Raw genomic sequence first — 14,802 nt, forward strand, 5'->3', positions numbered from 1 at the left:
TGAGCTGATCTCCTCCTTCGTCGTCGATCAGCCGCGGTCGGCTTCTTGACGTGGGCGCGTCCCGCAGAGCGTCCTGCGTACCGCGTACGACGATCCGCTAGCACGCGGATCGCCGGTGACGCTCGGCCCTGTTGCCGTCGGGCCCGTAGGAGGGTTCGCGAGATGCCACTTGGGGGCCTGACACGCCGGGTGGGGTGGGCGCAAGTGGGGGCTCGTAGGGCGGATGACTGTCGTCGGGGGGCGGGACAGGGCACGCTGGGGGGATGACGCCTGAAGACGCCGTCCGGGTCCGTGATCTGCGGAAGGATTACGGGGGTGCGCCCGCGCTGAGCGGGGTGTCGTTCGAGATCGCGCGCGGGGAGACGTTCGCACTGCTCGGGCCCAACGGGGCGGGCAAGTCGACGACGATCGAGATCCTCGAGGGCTACCGCGACCGCTCGGGCGGCGAGGCATCGGTGCTCGGCGTCGATCCGCGGCACGGCGACCTCGCCTGGAAGTCGCGACTCGGGATCGTGCTGCAGTCCAGCGGGGAATCGGGCAACGCCACGGTCCGCGAGCAGATCGCCCACTTCGCGAGCCTCTATCCGAGCCCGCGCGACGTCGACGAGACGATCGAGGCGGTCGGCCTCACGGCGAAGGCGCGCTCGCGCATCGGCAAGCTCTCCGGCGGGCAGCGCCGCCGCGTCGACGTGGCGCTGGGCATCGTGGGCCGTCCGGAGCTGGTGTTCCTCGACGAGCCGACGACGGGCTTCGACCCGGAGGCGCGGCACGCGTTCTGGGACCTGGTCGCGCTGCTCAAGAGCGAGGGCACGACCATCCTGCTCACCACGCACTACCTCGACGAGGCGGCGCACCTGGCCGACCGGGCCGCGGTCATCGCGGGCGGCCGGCTCCTCGCGATCGGACGGATGGACGAGATCGGCGGCGACGAGGCTCGCGTGCCGATCGTCCAGTGGCAGGAGGACGGCGCGCGACGTCGCCTCCGCACCACGGAGCCGGCCCGCGTCGTCGCCGAGCTGAGCGCCCGCCTCGGCGAGCCGACGGCCCTCGAGGTCCTCCGGCCCAGCCTCGAGGACATCTATCTGGACCTGATCCGCGACGACCGCGCCGGAGACACCGCCCTCGACGTGATCGGAGAGCCGGCATGAGCGCCGTCGCCGCCCCCCGCCCCGCGCTGCGCACCGGTGCCGGCCGCACCCTCCGGCTCGGCGCCGCCCGCGCCCGCTACGAGGTGCGCTCGTACTTCCGCGCGCCGGACCAGGTGTTCTTCACCTTCCTCTTCCCGGTGCTGCTGCTCGCGATCTTCTCGGTCGCGTTCGGGGACGGCGCGGTGATGCAGGCGGACCCGCAGGACCCGGGCATCAGCATGGCCGAGTACTACGTGCCGGGACTCGCGGCGGCGGGCATCCTGCTCTCCGGGGTGCAGAACCTCGGCGTGGACATCGCCATCGAGCGCGGCGACGGCACGCTCAAGCGCCTCGCCGGAGCACCATTGCCCGTCCTGAGCTACTTCCTCGGCAAGTTCGGCCAGGTGCTCGTGACGAGCGTCGCCCAGACAGCGCTGCTGCTCGCGGTCGCCGCGACCGCGTTCTCGGTGCCGCTGCCGACCGACGGCGGTCGCTGGGCGACCTTCGCCTGGATCTACCTGGCCGGAGTGGCGACCTCGGCGATCCTGGGCATCGCGGTCTCCGCCCTCCCCCGCACTGGGAAGAGCGCGACGGCCGTCATCGTCCCGCCGCTGCTCGTGCTGCAGTTCGTCTCCGGGTCGTACCTCTCCTTCACGACCCTGCCGGACTGGCTGCAGACGATCGCGAGCGTCTTCCCGCTCAAGTGGATCGCGCAGGGCATGCGGGCGGTCTTCCTGCCGGCCGACTTCGAGCAGGCCGAGGTCAACGGCGACTGGGACCTGACCGGGGTCGCGATCGCCCTCGGAATCTGGCTGGTCCTGGGCCTGATCGCGAGCCGCCTCACCTTCCGCTGGATCCGCCGCGACGCCTGACGTCCACCATGCTGGTCGAGTAGCCCCGCAGGGGCGTATCGAGACCCACCGTTCCCCGTAGGGCGGGGACGCGCGCCGCGCGGTCCGTGGCGCGGGGAGTCAGACGGTGGTGCCGACCACCACGGGCTCGGGGTGCAGCAGGATCCCGAACTCGGCGAGCACGCGGCCCTGGACGTAGCGGGCGAGCTCGGCGATCTGCTCGGCGGTCGCGCCGCCCCGGTTCGTGAGTGCGAGGGTGTGCTTGCTCGACACCGCGGCGCGCGAGCCCGGGAGCGAGAAGCCGCGGGCGATCCCGGCGTGCTCGATGAGCCAGGCGGCGCTGAGCTTGACCAGTGCGTCGGGCGAGGTCGGGGCGGGCAGCCGGATCGGCGCCCCTGCCTCGACGTCGGCGAGGGCGGTCACCAGCGGGGCGTCGCTGGCCGGAGTCTCCGGCCATCTCGGCGCGGTCGGCGGCAGGCCGCTCGCGGCCGCGACGGTGACGATCGGGTTGGTGAAGAAGGAGCCGGCGCTGGCGGTGTCCGGATCGTCCGGATCGAGCACCATCCCCTTCGCGCCGCGCAGCCGCAGCACGCTCGCGCGCACTTCCGCGAGCGGCACGCGGTCGCCCAGCTCGACGCCGAGCGCACTGGCCAGCTGACCGTAGGCGACGGGAGCGCCGAGACCCGCTCCGCCGACGTCCTCGAGGGCGAACTCGACGGCGAGGACGGCGCCGCGTCGACCCTGCTTGACGGCGGAGGTCCGATAGCCCAGCTCGAGCTCGGCCGCCGTCAGCCGCACGGGCTCCTGCGCGCCCTCGTCGAGGAAGTCGACCGCGACGAGGGTGTCGGAGAGCTCCTGGCCGTAGGCGCCGATGTTCTGCACCGGCGACGCGCCGACCGTCCCGGGGATGCCGCTGAGCGCCTCGAGCCCCGCCCAGCCGTGCTCGACGGTGGCCGCGACGAGGCCGTCCCACGACTCGCCCGCCTGCACGCGGAGGTGGACCGCGCCGGGCCGGCCCGTCTCGAGCCGCTCGATCCCGGTCGTGCGCACGCGCACCACGGTCCCCTCGACTCCGTCGTCGCCGACGAGGAGGTTGGAGCCTCCGCCGAGCAGCAGCCAGGGCTCGTCCTCGGCCCACACCTCGCGGAGGGCGGCGACGAGCTCGGCCTCGGTGGCCGGCTCGAGCAGGCGCTCGGGGACTCCCCCGACGCGCAGCGTGGTGAGGGTGGAGAGGGCGGGTGTCGTCATCGGTGCGGGATCAGGCCAGCGAGACGCGCGCCTGCGCCTTGCCGAGCACCGCCTGGCCGCCGTACGTCACAGCGAGGTCGATGCGCGCGATCCCGGCCTCGGCGTCGAGCGCCCCGACCTTCGCGATGACGTCGAGCTCGGCGCCCTCCTTCGGGTCGACGACGACGGGCCGCGTGAAGCGGACCTGGTAGTCGACGACACGGCCGGGATCGCCGACCCAGTCGACGACGACCTGCACGGCGGTGCCCATCGTCAGCATGCCGTGGGCGAGCACGCCGGGCAGCCCGACCTCGGCCGCGACGTCGTCGCGGTAGTGGATCGGGTTGAAGTCGCCCGAGGCGCCGGCGTAGCGCACGAGCGAGCCGCGCTCGAGGTGGAAGCGCCGCTCGCCGACGACGTCGCCGACGGTGAGCTCGGACAGGACGGGGCGCTCGGCGCTCATTCGTCTCCCCTGACGACGAGGGTGGACAGGGCGGTGACGACGTGGGCGCCGTCGGCGTCGACCATGGTCGACTGCGTGGTGATCATCGAGTGCGCGCCGAGCTGCTTGATGCTCGCGACCGAGAGGGTCGCGGTCAGCTCGTCGCCCGCGACGATGGGGCGCGAGTAGCTGAAGCGCTGGTCGCCGTGGACGACCCGGCTGAAGTCGATGCCGGCGTCCGGAGCGGCGAGCAGCTGGGCGAGGGTGAACTCCTGCACCACCACGGCGAAGGTCGGCGGGGCGACGACGTCGCGGTAGCCGGCACGGCGCGCGGCCGCGGGGTCGAGGTGGAGAGGGGACTCGGCGGAGACGGCGCGCGCGAACTCGCGCACCTTCTCGCGGCCCACCTGGTAGGGCTCCGTCGGCGCGAACACGCGCTCGGTGAGGTCGGGGTTCACTGGCACCCGGCCATCTTAGGCGCTGGCCTCGGAAGCCTCTCGGGCTCCTGGCGCCTTCCGAGGCCCCTCCCCCTCGACGAGGGTCATGCACGTATGACCATCGGCAATTACCCACGCGCGTATGGGTGACCGCGGACGATTCTTCTCCGAAGCTGGCGAGCATGTCCACACCTGACCCCGAACGCGACTGGATGACCTACGCCCGCGAGCTCGGCACGAACCTCCACCGCGCCCGGATGGCCAAGGGCGAGAGCCAGGAGCGCATCGCCCACGCCGCCGGACTGGCGGGCTACACCTACCAGAAGTTCGAGAAGGGCGAGTCGAAGCCGGGCTCGCCCGCGAACCCGCAGCTGAAGACGCTCTTCGCCCTCTGCGAGGCCCTCGACATCGAGCTCTCCGACCTGCTGCCGCCGAACCCGCCCCGCTCATCCGGCGCCGCCGGGGCCGAGTAGCCGCAGCGTCGTCTCGACGCCGCGCGCCAGCCGCGCCGCCGCGCTGAGATCGAGGTCCACCGCGCCGAGCCCGTCGGACTCGAGGCGCAGCCGCTCCTCGCCCCGGCGGCCGGGCCGGCACAGCGAGACGTGCACGACGGCGGCGACGGGCTCGCCCGACGCACCGTCCCCGCACCAGAGCACGAGCGGGAGCGACTGCGCCCGGGAGCGGTGCAGCCGCTCCTCGGGGCACTCGATCTCGTCGTGCTCCCCCGCGCACCAGCGGGGGCACTCGTCGTCGTCTCGCCTGTTCTGTCGTCCGTCCATGTTCCGCACCAATCGTTCGAGGCGCACAGCACACCAGGCGGCACCGACATCGCGGCGGGCCCGCCGACCGGATCCGCCGGGGATGTGGACAGGCACCCGGCAACTCCCCCCTGTGGAGGAATGCTGTCACTGTGCCATACCGGGATGGCGGCCCCGCGGGCCGCGTCAGCGGTGGACGATCAGCCAGGTCGCGACGGCCGTCGTGGCGCCGCGGTTGATCATCCGATGGCCGCGCTCGCAGGGGAACGTGATCGCATCCCCCGCCGCGAGGACCACGGTCTCGTCCTCGAACTCGACGGTGAGCTCGCCGAGCGTGACGGTCCCGATCTCGATGCCGTCGTGGCGCAGGAACCGACGCTGCGCGGTCGAGGTCGCCCCCGGCGGATAGGTCGACTCGAAGAAGTCGACCGCATCGACGGGCTGCGGCGCCAGCCGGCGGAAGAGCACGCCCCCCTCGAGGAGGACGGGAGCGACCTCGCCCGCGCGGACCACGGCCGTCGTCGCCCCCGGGTCCCCTCCGCCGCTCGGCCCGCCCGGCCCGCCGGCCGCCGCACCGCCGGCGGCGCTCTCGTCGAAGACGGCGGAGAGCGGGACGCCGAGGGCGCCGACCATCGCGATGAGGCGCCCGACCGACGGCTGCATCGCTCCCCGCTCGATCTGCGAGACCGCGCTGGCCGAGATGCCGAGCTCGCGGGCGAGCGCGCGCAGGGACATCCCCGACGCGAGACGCAGCTCGCGCAGGCGCGCGCCGACGCCTTCGCGGACCGCCCCGGGGAGCGCGGCGACGACGTCCGGAGCCGCGGAGACCGCGGAATCCCGGGCGGTCTCGTCGGTGGGCATGCGGGACGCCGTCCTCTCCTCGGTGATCGTCACACAGCTGTAACGGGGGCGAAACGAACGCGGACCGGCGGAGCCCTAGGTTCTCCCGTGTGAAGTCATCACTTCACACGATCCGAACGCCCACCGCTCGCGCGGAGGCGGCCGATCGCCACGGCCGACCGCCTCGACCACCCTGACACATCCGCTCCGTGCGCCCACCCGCGCACGCCCGCCCGAGAGGTGGATCCACCATGACCGACCGCGCCACTGCACCCCGCATCGACCCGTCGACCGCGCCGCCGGCCGAGAGCGCCGGGCTCGCCGGCCCCTCGCTCGTCAAGCCCGGCTACGACGACCGCCTCGCCAACGAGGACCTCGCCCCGCTCGTCAAGCAGCGCTGGTCGAGCTACAACATCTTCGCGTTCTGGATGTCCGACGTGCACAGCGTCGGCGGCTACGTCACCGCCGGCTCGCTCTTCGCGCTCGGCCTCGCCGGCTGGCAGGTGCTGGTGGCCCTCGTGGTCGGCATCGTGATCGTGCAGGTCTTCTGCAACCTCGTCGCGAAGCCCAGCCAGGTCACCGGCGTGCCCTACCCGGTGATCAACCGGGCGATCTTCGGCGTCCGCGGGGCGAACATCCCCGCGATCATCCGCGGGCTGATCGCCATCGCCTGGTACGGCGTGCAGACCTACCTCGCCGCGCAGTCGCTCAACATCGTGTTCCTCAAGTTCTTCCCGGCGATGGCCTCCTGGAACACCCCCGAGGCCTCCTTCCTCGGCCTCTCCGCCCTCGGCTACCTCTCCTACTCGATCCTCTGGGTCGCGCAGGCCGCGCTGTTCTGGCGGGGCATGGAGTCGATCCGCCGCTTCATCGACTGGGCCGGCCCCGCCGTCTACGTGGTGATGCTCGTGCTCGCGATCTACCTCGTCTCGCAGGCCGGCTGGGAGAACATCTCGCTGAACCTCGGCTCGGGCGAGCCCCTCGACCTCGGCGCCTCGATCCCGGTGATGATCTCGGCCGTCGCGCTGGTCGTCTCCTACTTCTCCGGTCCGATGCTGAACTTCGGCGACTTCTCGCGCTACGCCCGCAGCTACCGCGCCGTGAAGAAGGGCAACCTCCTCGGCCTGCCGATCAACTTCCTCTTCTTCTCGCTGCTCACCGTGATCACCGCCTCCGCGACGGTCCCCGTCTTCGGCGAGCTGATCACCGACCCGATCGAGACCGTCGAGCGGATCGACACCTGGTTCGCCGTCCTGCTCGGCGGGCTCACCTTCGTCATCGCGACGATCGGCATCAACATCGTCGCCAACTTCATCTCGCCCGCGTTCGACTTCTCCAACGTCAACCCGAAGAAGATCAGCTGGCGGATGGGCGGCATGATCGCCGCCGTCGGCTCGGTGCTGCTCACCCCGTGGAACTGGTACTCCAACGACACCGCGATCCACTACACGCTCGGCATCCTCGGCGCCCTGATCGGCCCGCTGTTCGGCGTCCTGATCGCCGGCTACTACCTGGTCAGCCGTCAGCGCGTCTGGGTCGACGACCTCTACACGATGAGCGAGAAGGGCCGCTACTGGTTCTCCCGCGGCTTCAACCCCAACGCCGTCTGGGCCACCGTGATCGGCGGCCTCCCCTCCGTCCTCTCGGTGCTCGTGCCGCGCTGGATCGAGGAGGCGGGCGGCCCGTCCTTCACCTGGCTCGGCGACTACAGCTGGTTCCTCGGCTGCGGCCTCGGCTTCGTCGCGATGGCCGTCCTGGAGCGCCGCTCCCCGAGGATCGGCCGCCTCGAGGAGGACCTCGCGAACGTCAGCGACGGCAGCACGGTCTGACCCGAGCCCTCCCCACCCGTCCCTACCCCGCCTCGCCATCCACTCCATCCTCCAGAAGTTGCGGTAGTCGCGCGTGACTACCGCAACTTTCGAGGACCGGCCGGTGGCGTGGCGGCCGTTCCACCCCCGCAGCATCCCGAGGAGCGCCGTGCGCATCACCGTCGTCAACCCGAACACCAGCGAGCACATGACCGAGGCGATCGGCCGCGCCGCGCGGTCCGTCGCCTCCGTCGGCACCGAGATCGTCGCCGTCACGCCGCCGATGGGACCGGCCTCGATCGAGAGCCACTACGACGAGGCGCTCGCCGTCCCGGGGCTGCTGCACGAGATCGTCCGCGGCGACGCCGAGGGCAGTGACGGCTACGTCGTCGCGTGCTTCGGCGACCCGGGGATCGACGCGGCCCGCGAGATCGCCCGCGGACCGGTGATCGGCATCGCCGAGGCCGCGATGCACATGGCGTCCCTGGTCGGCCGGCGGTTCAGCGTCGTCACCACGCTCTCGCGCACCAGCGGGCGGGCCTGGGACATCGCGCACAGGGCCGGCTTCGACCGGGCCTGCGCGGGAGTGCACGCCTGCGACATCCCGGTGCTCGAGCTCGACGACCCGCACTCCGACGCGCGCCGGGTGATCCTCGAGGAGTGCGCGGCCGCGCTCGCGACGGACGGGTCGGACGTGATCGTCCTGGGCTGCGCGGGGATGGCCGACCTCTGCCGCGACCTCTCGCGCGAGCTCGGCGTCCCGGTGATCGACGGGGTCGCCGCCGCGGTCCGGCTGGTCGAGGGCCTCGTCGCGATGGGAGTCACGACCTCGCGCCGCGACGAGTTCGCGGCACCGCGCCCGAAGGAGATGACGGGGCTGCTCGCCCCGTTCGCGCTGGCCTGAGGCGAGCGCACGAGGCGGGACGCACGAAGGGCCCGGGAGCAGACGCTCCCGGGCCCTTCGTCTGCAGCGGCTAGGACTGCTGCGCGCTCCGGCGACGACGCGCCGCGACGAGCGACACGAGGCCGAGGGCCAGCAGGGCGGCCGCACCGGAGGCGGCGCCCGCCGTCTCGACACCGGTGGCGGCCAGGTGCCGGCCGCCGGTCGCGGTCGCGGTCGACGCCGCGGCAGCGGTCACGACGATCGGCTCCCGCTGATCGGCGGCGATGTTGACGCTCGGATCGAAGACCTGGAACAGGCCGTCGTACTCGCCGTCCACCGCGGCCGAGACCAGGACGACGACGAAGTAGCGACCGGGCGCGAACGAGCCGCGCACCGTCGCGCCGTCGAAGGTGGCGTCGCTCTGCAGCGGACCGAGCTCGACACCCTCCTGCTCGTCGTCGTTGTTGAACTTCTTGACCAGGACGCGCAGGGTGACCTCGTCGAAGCAGTCGGGCAGCGCGAAGGCGCCGACCGTGACGGCGATGGTGCCCACTCCGCCGACGGCGTCGACCGTGAACGGCTCGTTCGCCTGGGAGCGGTCGAGGCCGTCAGCGCAGGAGTCGAAGGCGCTCAGCACCCGGAGGGTCTCGCGCAGGATCTCGCTGCGGAAGATCTCGACGCCCTCGTTCACCCCCGAGGTCTGGACCGAGACGGTCCAGTCGGCCGTGTACGGCAGAGCGACCTCGATGGTGCGGGCCGGCAGGCCCTCGGCGGGGACCTGCTCGACGGTGTCCAGTGCGACACCGACGCCGTTGTCCTGGGTCACGAAGTAGCCGATGTTCGCCTCGTCGTAGCGGCCGGTGCTCGCTCGGGGCGGGACCGACAGCGTGAGCGTCCCGGGGGCGGTGGCGATCGAGATCTCACCGTCGAGCGACACGGCGGTGTCGGCGGTCGACGGGTCGAGTGCCGTTCCCGCTGCGGAGCGCCACTGCTCGGAGGCGAGATCGATGAACGATCCGCCGCGCATGCCGTAGAGCTTCGTGGTCACCAGGACGGTGCGCGAGCCGGCCGGCGCGGGGACCAGGGCGGTCTGCGGCGCGCCGCCGTCCCGCTCGACGGGGACCGTGACGCCGATGCCGCCGGAGTACTCGCCGTCGGGGCCCTGCGCGACGAGGACGATGTCCGCCGACGCGGCGCAGTCCGGGAACGACGCCTCCGGGAGCGCGACGGTCGCGAAACCGGGTGCGGCCTTCCAGTCGACGGTGATCGCGTCGAAGTCGATCGCGACCGCCCGCGCGCCGTCCGGGCAGGAGGGGTCGGTGTCGTCGCTCGCGACGGGTGCCGGAGACGGCACGGCGGTCGCGGTCGGCGCGGCGGTCGCGGTCGGCGCGGCGGTCGCGGTCGGCGCGGCGGTCGCGGTGGGCACGGCGGTCGCGGTCGGCGCGGACGTCGGCGCTGTGGTCGGCGCCGGCTCGGCGGCCTGAGCCGCTGCCGACTCCGCCGCAGGACTCGCCGACGGCGTCGGTTCCACACGAGCACTCGCGGCCGCCCCCGGCGCGAGGAGACCGGCGGCGAGGCCGACGGCGAGGGTGAGGCACGCGAGACGCGAGCGCGAGCGGAGAGGGGTCCCCCGGAGAGACATGGATGTATTCCTTCTCGAGAATGTGGATGCGGGATCGGCGCCGAAGCTGCCCCCGTGGCGCCTGGCTGATGTCTATCAGCGGCCTGAGCGTCCGCACATCCCCCGCGGCGCGGCGCTCTGCATCGATCGCGTAACGGCGCTTCTGGGAGGATCGAGCCATGGCGATCCTCCGCGACCTGGCCCTCGGCGCACGGCTCTTCGGCAGGGGGTTCGGCACCTGGGTCCGCTCGCCCCGGGCGATGCTCCTCGGCGCGATCCCGCCCCTGATCGTCGGCCTCGTCTTCGTCGGCGTGCTGGTGCTCGTTCTCACCCGGATCGACGAAGTGGTGCGCGCGCTGACGCCGTTCGTGGACGGCTGGGACGAGGCCGCGGCCGGCACCGTCCGCCTCCTGCTCTCCATCGCCGCGGTCGGGGCGATCGTCGCACTCGGCGTCGTCCTCTTCGCCGCGGTCACCCTGCTCGTCGGCGACCCCTTCTACGAGCGGATCTGGCGCGGCGTCGAGAACGAGCTCGGCGGCGTGCCCGACGAGCACGAGACGGGGTTCTGGCGCGGACTCGGCCGCACACTGCGCGACTCCTCGGTGCTGGTCGGCACCTCGCTGGCGATCGGCGTCGTGCTGGTGCTGCTCGGGATCATCCCGGTCGTCGGGCAGGTGGTCGGGCTGGTCGCCGGCGCGCTCGTCGGCGGCCGGGCGCTCGCCCTCGAGCTGACCGGGTTCGCCGGCGACGCCCGCGGACTCGCACTGCGCGATCGCCGCCGGCTCCTCGGCGAGCGCCGCGCGGTGTCGCTCGGCTTCGGCATCGCGGTCTACCTGGCCTTCCTGATCCCGGGCGGCGCTGTGCTCGCGACCCCCGCGGCGACGGCCGGGGCGACCCTCCTGCTGCGCACGCTCCGCGGCGAGTCGACGGAGCGGATCGACCCGGCGCCCGACGCCGCGACCGCCTGATCGGGTGGCCGCCCGAGCGGCGCCTCCCCTAGACTTCCCCCGTGCTCACGTCGACCCTCCGCCCCTGGTGGCCCGCCTCCTAGGCAGGCCGACGCGCAGACTCCTCGCGCACACGACCGCCTCGACCGGGCGGTCGTTCTGCATGTCGGGGCCCGGGTGAGGGACACCCCGACCCAAGGACCACGATGACCTCGCTCCTCTCCCGCATCCTCGCCTCCGACGGAACGCTGCCGTTCGCGGTCGTCCTCCGGCAGGGCCGGACGGACGTCGACGTCTTCACCGGCGACGTCGTCGATGTCGACGGCCTCGCCGACATCCCGCTCGACGGCGCCGACGTGCTGACCCTCGTGCCCTACCGCCAGGTGCGCGAGCGCGGCTTCGCGGCGAAGGACGACGGCGCCCCGCTGCGCAACCTCGTGGTGCGCGAGCGCGAGAGCGTGCCGCTCGCCGAGGTGCTGCGACTGCTGCCCGAGCGCGAGATCCCCGTCGAGGAGCGCGGCTTCGACGTGCCCGACGAGGAGTACGCGGAGATCGTCCGCCGGGTGATCGACGACGAGATCGGCCGGGGCGAGGGTGCGAACTTCGTCATCAACCGCGCCTTCGTCGCGCACACGGACGCTCCCGCGGTCGAGGCGGTGCTGGCCTGGTTCCGCCGGCTGCTGACCGACGAATCGGGCGCCTACTGGACCTTCGCCATCCACACCCCGGGTGCCGACGGTTCGCCGGCCGTCACCGCTGTCGGCGCGACCCCGGAGCGCCACGTCTCGGTCCGCGACGGCGTGGCGATGATGAACCCGATCAGCGGCACCTTCCGCCACCCCGCGGCCGGCCCGACCGGCGCCGAGGTGCTCGCCTTCCTCGCCGACGTCAAGGAGAGCGAGGAGCTCTTCATGGTGGTCGACGAGGAGATGAAGATGATGAGCGCCGTCTGCCCGAACGGCGGGCGGATCCTCGGCCCGTTCCTCAAGCAGATGTCGCGGCTGAGCCACACCGAGTACCTGCTCGAGGGGCGCACCGATCTCGACGTCCGCGAGGTGCTGCGGCTGACCATGTTCGCGCCGACCGTCACCGGCTCGCCGATGGAGAACGCCTGCGCCGTGATCGCGGAGTACGAGAAGGAGCCGCGCGGCTACTACTCCGGTGTCCTCGCCCTGTTCGAGCCGGAGGAGCACGGCTACACGGTCGACGCGCCGATCCTGATCCGCACCGCGTACCTCCGCGAGGACGGCCGGCTCACCGTCCCGGCCGGCGCGACCCTCGTGCGGCACTCGACGCCGGAGGGCGAGGTCGCCGAGACCCGCGCGAAGGCCTCCGGTGTGCTCTCCGCGCTGGGGCTGCTCCCGCACCGCGACATCCCGCCGGCGATCGACCTCAACGCGCAGCCCGGCGTGCAGGAGGCGCTCGAGGCGCGCAATGAGCGGCTCGCCTCGTTCTGGCTGCGGCCCCAGGCGCCGGAGCACATCGAGGGCCTCGCCGGGCACACCGCGCTCATCGTCGACAACGAGGACCAGTTCACGACGATGCTCGCGCACCAGCTGCGCCACCTCGGCATGGACGCCCGGGTCGAGCGCTGGTCGAGCGTCGAGGACGTGCTGAGCGACGACCTCGTCGTGTTCGGCCCCGGCCCCGGCGACCCGCGCGACGACTCCGAGCCGCGGATCGCCCGGCTGCGGGCGCTGATGACCGAGCGGCTCGCCTCGGAGCGGCCGATGCTCGCCGTCTGCCTCAGCCACCAGATGCTCTCGCTGCTCGCCGGGCTGCCGGTCGAGCCGCTGCCCGCGCCCCGGCAGGGCGTGCGGCTGGCGGTCGACGTCTTCGGCGAGGACGCGGCGATCGGCTTTTACAACACCTTCTCGTCGGTCGCGGGTGCGGACGTCTCGAGCACGCCGCTGCTCGACCTCGAGATCTCGCGCGACCCGGCGACGGGGATCGTGGACGCGCTGCGCGGGGAGGGAGTCGCCTCCGTGCAGGGCCACCTGGAATCGGTGCTGTCCTCCGACGGCCTGCGCACGCTCGAGCGGCTGGTCCGCACCGCGACGTCGCAGCCGGCGCGCGCGTGAGCGACGTCCGGTTGATCGCGTCGCCGTCCTACTCCGCCGAGCTGCGGGAGGCGGTGGCCGCGAGCGTCCGGGCGGCGGCGGAGGCCGCTCGCGGCTGGTACGGCCGCGGCGACAAGCTCGCCGCCGACGCGGCCTCGGTCGCGGCGATGCGAGCGATGCTCGCCGAGGCACCGTTCGCCGGCGTCGTCGTGATCGGCGAGGGTGAGAAGGACGACGCCCCGATGCTCGCGAACGGCGAGCGGCTCGGGCGCGCCCACTCCCCCTCCTGCGACGTCGCGGTCGACCCGCTCGACGGCACCCGGCTGACGGCGGAGGGGATCCCCGGCTCGGTCTGCGTCATCGCGCTCGCCCCGCGCGGCACGATGCTCGATCCGCGCGACGTCTTCTACATGGACAAGCTGGTCTGCTCCGGCGCGGGGGCGGGGGCCGTCGGGCTGGACCTGCCGCCCGCCGAGAACGCGCGGCGGCTGGCCGACGCCCTCGGCAAGCCGGTCTCCGAGCTGGTGGTCGCCGTGCTGGACAAGCCGCGGCACGCCGGACTGATCGCTGCCCTCCGGGAGGCCGGTATCGCGCTGTCGCTGCGCGGCGAGGGCGACGTCTCGGTCGCCATCGAGGCCGCAGACCCCTCCGGCGCCGTCGACCTGGTGCTCGGCATCGGCGGCACCCCCGAAGGGGTCGTCGCCGCCTGCGCCGTGCGCGCCCTCGGCGGCGTGATGGAGGGCCGCCTCGCCCCGCAGACCGCCCTCGAGCGCGCGAACGCCCTGGCCGCCGGCCACGATCTCACCCGCCTGCTGACCCTCGACGACCTCGTCTCCTCCCCCGACGTCCTCTTCGCCGGCTGCGAGGTCTGACGCTTCTCCGCGAGATGCCACTTGTGCACGCCTTTCACGGCGTGTCGCGTGCACAAATGGCATCTCGCGGAGGCGCCGGTCAGGGGGCGGCGACGCCGTGGCGCCAGTAGCCGATGAAGGTGATGGCGCGCTTGTCGACGGCGCGGTCGGACACGAGGTGGCGGCGGGCGCCGGTGGCGAGGGAGGACTCGCCGACGGCGAAGACGGAGGGGCGGCCCGCAGGCAGGGTCGCGTCGCGGAGGACGGCGAGCGCGTGCTCGCCGGGGCGGGCGTGCGGGTCGGCGCGCGGCAGCCAGTGCACGGTGACGGCGTCGGAGGCGACGACGGGCTGGCGGTCCGCCTCGGAGGGCAGCTCGAGGAAGACGTGCGCGGCGCGGTCCTCGGGCAGCGAGGCGAGGATGCCCGCGACCGCCGGCAGTCCCGTCTCGTCGGCGACGAGCAGGCACCAGTCGGAGCCGTCCGCCCGGCGGTAGCCGAGCCCCTGGTCGAGGATGCCGACCCGGTCGCCGACCGCGGCGGTGAGGGCGAAGGTCACGGCGGGCCCCGCCGCCCCCGGCTCGCCGTGCACGACGAAGTCGACATCGATCTCGGGTCCGCCGTCGGCGCCCTCGGCCCGGTAGCGGCGGACGGTGTAGTTGCGGACGACCGGCCGCTGCGCCTTCGGCATCGCGAGGTACTGCGCGTACCAGAGCGCGCTCGAGCGGGTCGGCAGCCGCAGCGCCTCCTGCCCGGGCCGCGGCAGGAAGAGGCGGAACCACTGGTCGTGGCCGAGCGGGTGCAGCAGCGCGACCCCGGGCCCGCCGAAGGTGACGCGCTGCATCCCGGGCGTCACGCGCGCGGTGCGGACGACCTCGACGGTGACGACCTGCGGATCGGTGGGGCGGGTCGGGGCGGACGAGCGGGCCATGCGGAGCCTCCGTGCTGCGGGC

At 73.2% G+C, this 14,802-nt stretch carries 15 protein-coding genes; 8 read left to right on the plus strand and 7 right to left on the minus strand.

The window, feature by feature from the left end; genetic code table 11:
* Window positions 1–263: 263 nt before the first annotated feature.
* Together EDF22_RS12980 and EDF22_RS12985 are read left to right on the plus strand one after the other, a co-directional pair.
* The gene (locus EDF22_RS12980; protein WP_123705302.1) at window positions 264–1,148 is read left to right on the plus strand and encodes an ABC transporter ATP-binding protein; all 885 of its coding nucleotides are present in this window, start codon (window positions 264–266) and stop codon (window positions 1,146–1,148) included.
* A complete protein-coding gene (locus tag EDF22_RS12985; protein WP_123705303.1) occupies window positions 1,145–1,999 on the plus strand; it encodes an ABC transporter permease in 855 nt (284 codons plus the stop codon). Before EDF22_RS12980 ends, EDF22_RS12985 begins: the two co-directional genes overlap by 4 nt.
* A 99-nt stretch (window positions 2,000–2,098) precedes the next feature.
* Here the strand turns inward: EDF22_RS12985 and EDF22_RS12990 are convergent, their stop codons facing one another.
* From EDF22_RS12990 to EDF22_RS13000, 3 genes are read right to left on the minus strand one after another with little or no spacing between them, the layout of a single operon-like run.
* A complete protein-coding gene (locus EDF22_RS12990; RefSeq protein ID WP_123705304.1) occupies window positions 2,099–3,226 on the minus strand; it encodes a UDP-N-acetylmuramate dehydrogenase in 1,128 nt (375 codons plus the stop codon).
* A 10-nt stretch (window positions 3,227–3,236) separates the two neighbouring features.
* Window positions 3,237–3,668 (minus strand): MaoC family dehydratase, encoded by a 432-nt coding sequence (locus tag EDF22_RS12995; RefSeq protein WP_123705305.1) that lies wholly within the window; start codon window positions 3,666–3,668, stop codon window positions 3,237–3,239.
* Window positions 3,665–4,111: a MaoC family dehydratase N-terminal domain-containing protein gene (locus EDF22_RS13000; RefSeq protein WP_123705306.1), complete on the minus strand. Its 447-nt coding sequence runs from the start codon at window positions 4,109–4,111 to the stop codon at window positions 3,665–3,667. Before EDF22_RS13000 ends, EDF22_RS12995 begins: the two co-directional genes overlap by 4 nt.
* 155 nt (window positions 4,112–4,266) lie before the next feature.
* On the opposite strand from EDF22_RS13000, the gene EDF22_RS13005 reads away from it, so the two are divergent.
* Window positions 4,267–4,557 (plus strand): helix-turn-helix domain-containing protein, encoded by a 291-nt coding sequence (locus EDF22_RS13005; RefSeq protein ID WP_123705307.1) that lies wholly within the window; start codon window positions 4,267–4,269, stop codon window positions 4,555–4,557.
* Here the strand turns inward: EDF22_RS13005 and EDF22_RS13010 are convergent.
* Both EDF22_RS13010 and EDF22_RS13015 read right to left on the minus strand, forming a co-directional pair.
* Window positions 4,531–4,863 (minus strand): DUF6907 domain-containing protein, encoded by a 333-nt coding sequence (locus EDF22_RS13010; protein WP_123705308.1) that lies wholly within the window; start codon window positions 4,861–4,863, stop codon window positions 4,531–4,533. The genes EDF22_RS13005 and EDF22_RS13010 overlap by 27 nt on opposite strands.
* A 165-nt stretch (window positions 4,864–5,028) precedes the next feature.
* Window positions 5,029–5,703 carry a helix-turn-helix domain-containing protein gene (locus EDF22_RS13015; RefSeq protein ID WP_123705309.1) on the minus strand — a complete coding sequence of 225 codons (675 nt, stop codon included), beginning with the start codon at window positions 5,701–5,703 and terminating at the stop codon, window positions 5,029–5,031.
* A gap of 230 nt (window positions 5,704–5,933) precedes the next feature.
* On the opposite strand from EDF22_RS13015, the gene EDF22_RS13020 reads away from it, so the two are divergent.
* Both EDF22_RS13020 and EDF22_RS13025 read left to right on the plus strand, forming a co-directional pair.
* Complete coding sequence (locus EDF22_RS13020; protein WP_123705310.1) at window positions 5,934–7,511, plus strand: NCS1 family nucleobase:cation symporter-1; 1,578 nt, start codon at window positions 5,934–5,936, stop codon at window positions 7,509–7,511.
* Window positions 7,512–7,659: 148 nt separating this feature from the next.
* Window positions 7,660–8,394, plus strand: coding sequence for an aspartate/glutamate racemase family protein (locus tag EDF22_RS13025; protein ID WP_123705311.1), 735 nt, complete (start codon window positions 7,660–7,662; stop codon window positions 8,392–8,394).
* 70 nt (window positions 8,395–8,464) lie between these two features.
* Here the strand turns inward: EDF22_RS13025 and EDF22_RS13030 are convergent, their stop codons facing one another.
* The gene (locus EDF22_RS13030) at window positions 8,465–10,015 is read right to left on the minus strand and encodes a hypothetical protein (RefSeq protein WP_148059185.1); all 1,551 of its coding nucleotides are present in this window, start codon (window positions 10,013–10,015) and stop codon (window positions 8,465–8,467) included.
* A 158-nt stretch (window positions 10,016–10,173) separates the two neighbouring features.
* On the opposite strand from EDF22_RS13030, the gene EDF22_RS13035 reads away from it, so the two are divergent.
* The 3 genes from EDF22_RS13035 to EDF22_RS13045 all read left to right on the plus strand — a co-directional run bounded on the left by EDF22_RS13035 (window position 10,174) and on the right by EDF22_RS13045 (window position 13,873).
* On the plus strand, window positions 10,174–10,962 hold the full coding sequence (locus EDF22_RS13035; protein ID WP_123705313.1) for an EI24 domain-containing protein: 789 nt from the start codon (window positions 10,174–10,176) through the stop codon (window positions 10,960–10,962).
* Window positions 10,963–11,147: 185 nt separating this feature from the next.
* Complete coding sequence (locus tag EDF22_RS13040) at window positions 11,148–13,022, plus strand: anthranilate synthase family protein (protein WP_123705314.1); 1,875 nt, start codon at window positions 11,148–11,150, stop codon at window positions 13,020–13,022.
* Window positions 13,019–13,873 (plus strand): fructose-bisphosphatase class II family protein, encoded by an 855-nt coding sequence (locus EDF22_RS13045; RefSeq protein WP_185038915.1) that lies wholly within the window; start codon window positions 13,019–13,021, stop codon window positions 13,871–13,873. Before EDF22_RS13040 ends, EDF22_RS13045 begins: the two co-directional genes overlap by 4 nt.
* Window positions 13,874–13,952: 79 nt before the next feature.
* Here the strand turns inward: EDF22_RS13045 and EDF22_RS13050 are convergent, their stop codons facing one another.
* Window positions 13,953–14,780 (minus strand): siderophore-interacting protein, encoded by an 828-nt coding sequence (locus EDF22_RS13050; protein WP_123705316.1) that lies wholly within the window; start codon window positions 14,778–14,780, stop codon window positions 13,953–13,955.
* Window positions 14,781–14,802: the final 22 nt, after the last annotated feature.

Origin of the sequence: Rathayibacter sp. PhB127 (assembly GCF_003751665.1) — a bacterium.
GTDB lineage: Bacteria > Actinomycetota > Actinomycetes > Actinomycetales > Microbacteriaceae > Rathayibacter > Rathayibacter festucae.

Coding starts and splice junctions, on each gene's coding strand:
- EDF22_RS12980 (WP_123705302.1), top strand. CDS start 264: ATGACGCCTGAAGACGCCGTCCGGGTCCGTGATCTGCGGAAGGATTAC.
- EDF22_RS12985 (WP_123705303.1), top strand. CDS start 1,145: ATGAGCGCCGTCGCCGCCCCCCGCCCCGCGCTGCGCACCGGTGCCGGC.
- EDF22_RS12990 (WP_123705304.1), bottom strand. CDS start 3,226: ATGACGACACCCGCCCTCTCCACCCTCACCACGCTGCGCGTCGGGGGA.
- EDF22_RS12995 (WP_123705305.1), bottom strand. CDS start 3,668: ATGAGCGCCGAGCGCCCCGTCCTGTCCGAGCTCACCGTCGGCGACGTC.
- EDF22_RS13005 (WP_123705307.1), top strand. CDS start 4,267: ATGTCCACACCTGACCCCGAACGCGACTGGATGACCTACGCCCGCGAG.
- EDF22_RS13010 (WP_123705308.1), bottom strand. CDS start 4,863: ATGGACGGACGACAGAACAGGCGAGACGACGACGAGTGCCCCCGCTGG.
- EDF22_RS13015 (WP_123705309.1), bottom strand. CDS start 5,703: ATGCCCACCGACGAGACCGCCCGGGATTCCGCGGTCTCCGCGGCTCCG.
- EDF22_RS13020 (WP_123705310.1), top strand. CDS start 5,934: ATGACCGACCGCGCCACTGCACCCCGCATCGACCCGTCGACCGCGCCG.
- EDF22_RS13030 (WP_148059185.1), bottom strand. CDS start 10,015: ATGTCTCTCCGGGGGACCCCTCTCCGCTCGCGCTCGCGTCTCGCGTGC.
- EDF22_RS13035 (WP_123705313.1), top strand. CDS start 10,174: ATGGCGATCCTCCGCGACCTGGCCCTCGGCGCACGGCTCTTCGGCAGG.
- EDF22_RS13040 (WP_123705314.1), top strand. CDS start 11,148: ATGACCTCGCTCCTCTCCCGCATCCTCGCCTCCGACGGAACGCTGCCG.
- EDF22_RS13050 (WP_123705316.1), bottom strand. CDS start 14,780: ATGGCCCGCTCGTCCGCCCCGACCCGCCCCACCGATCCGCAGGTCGTC.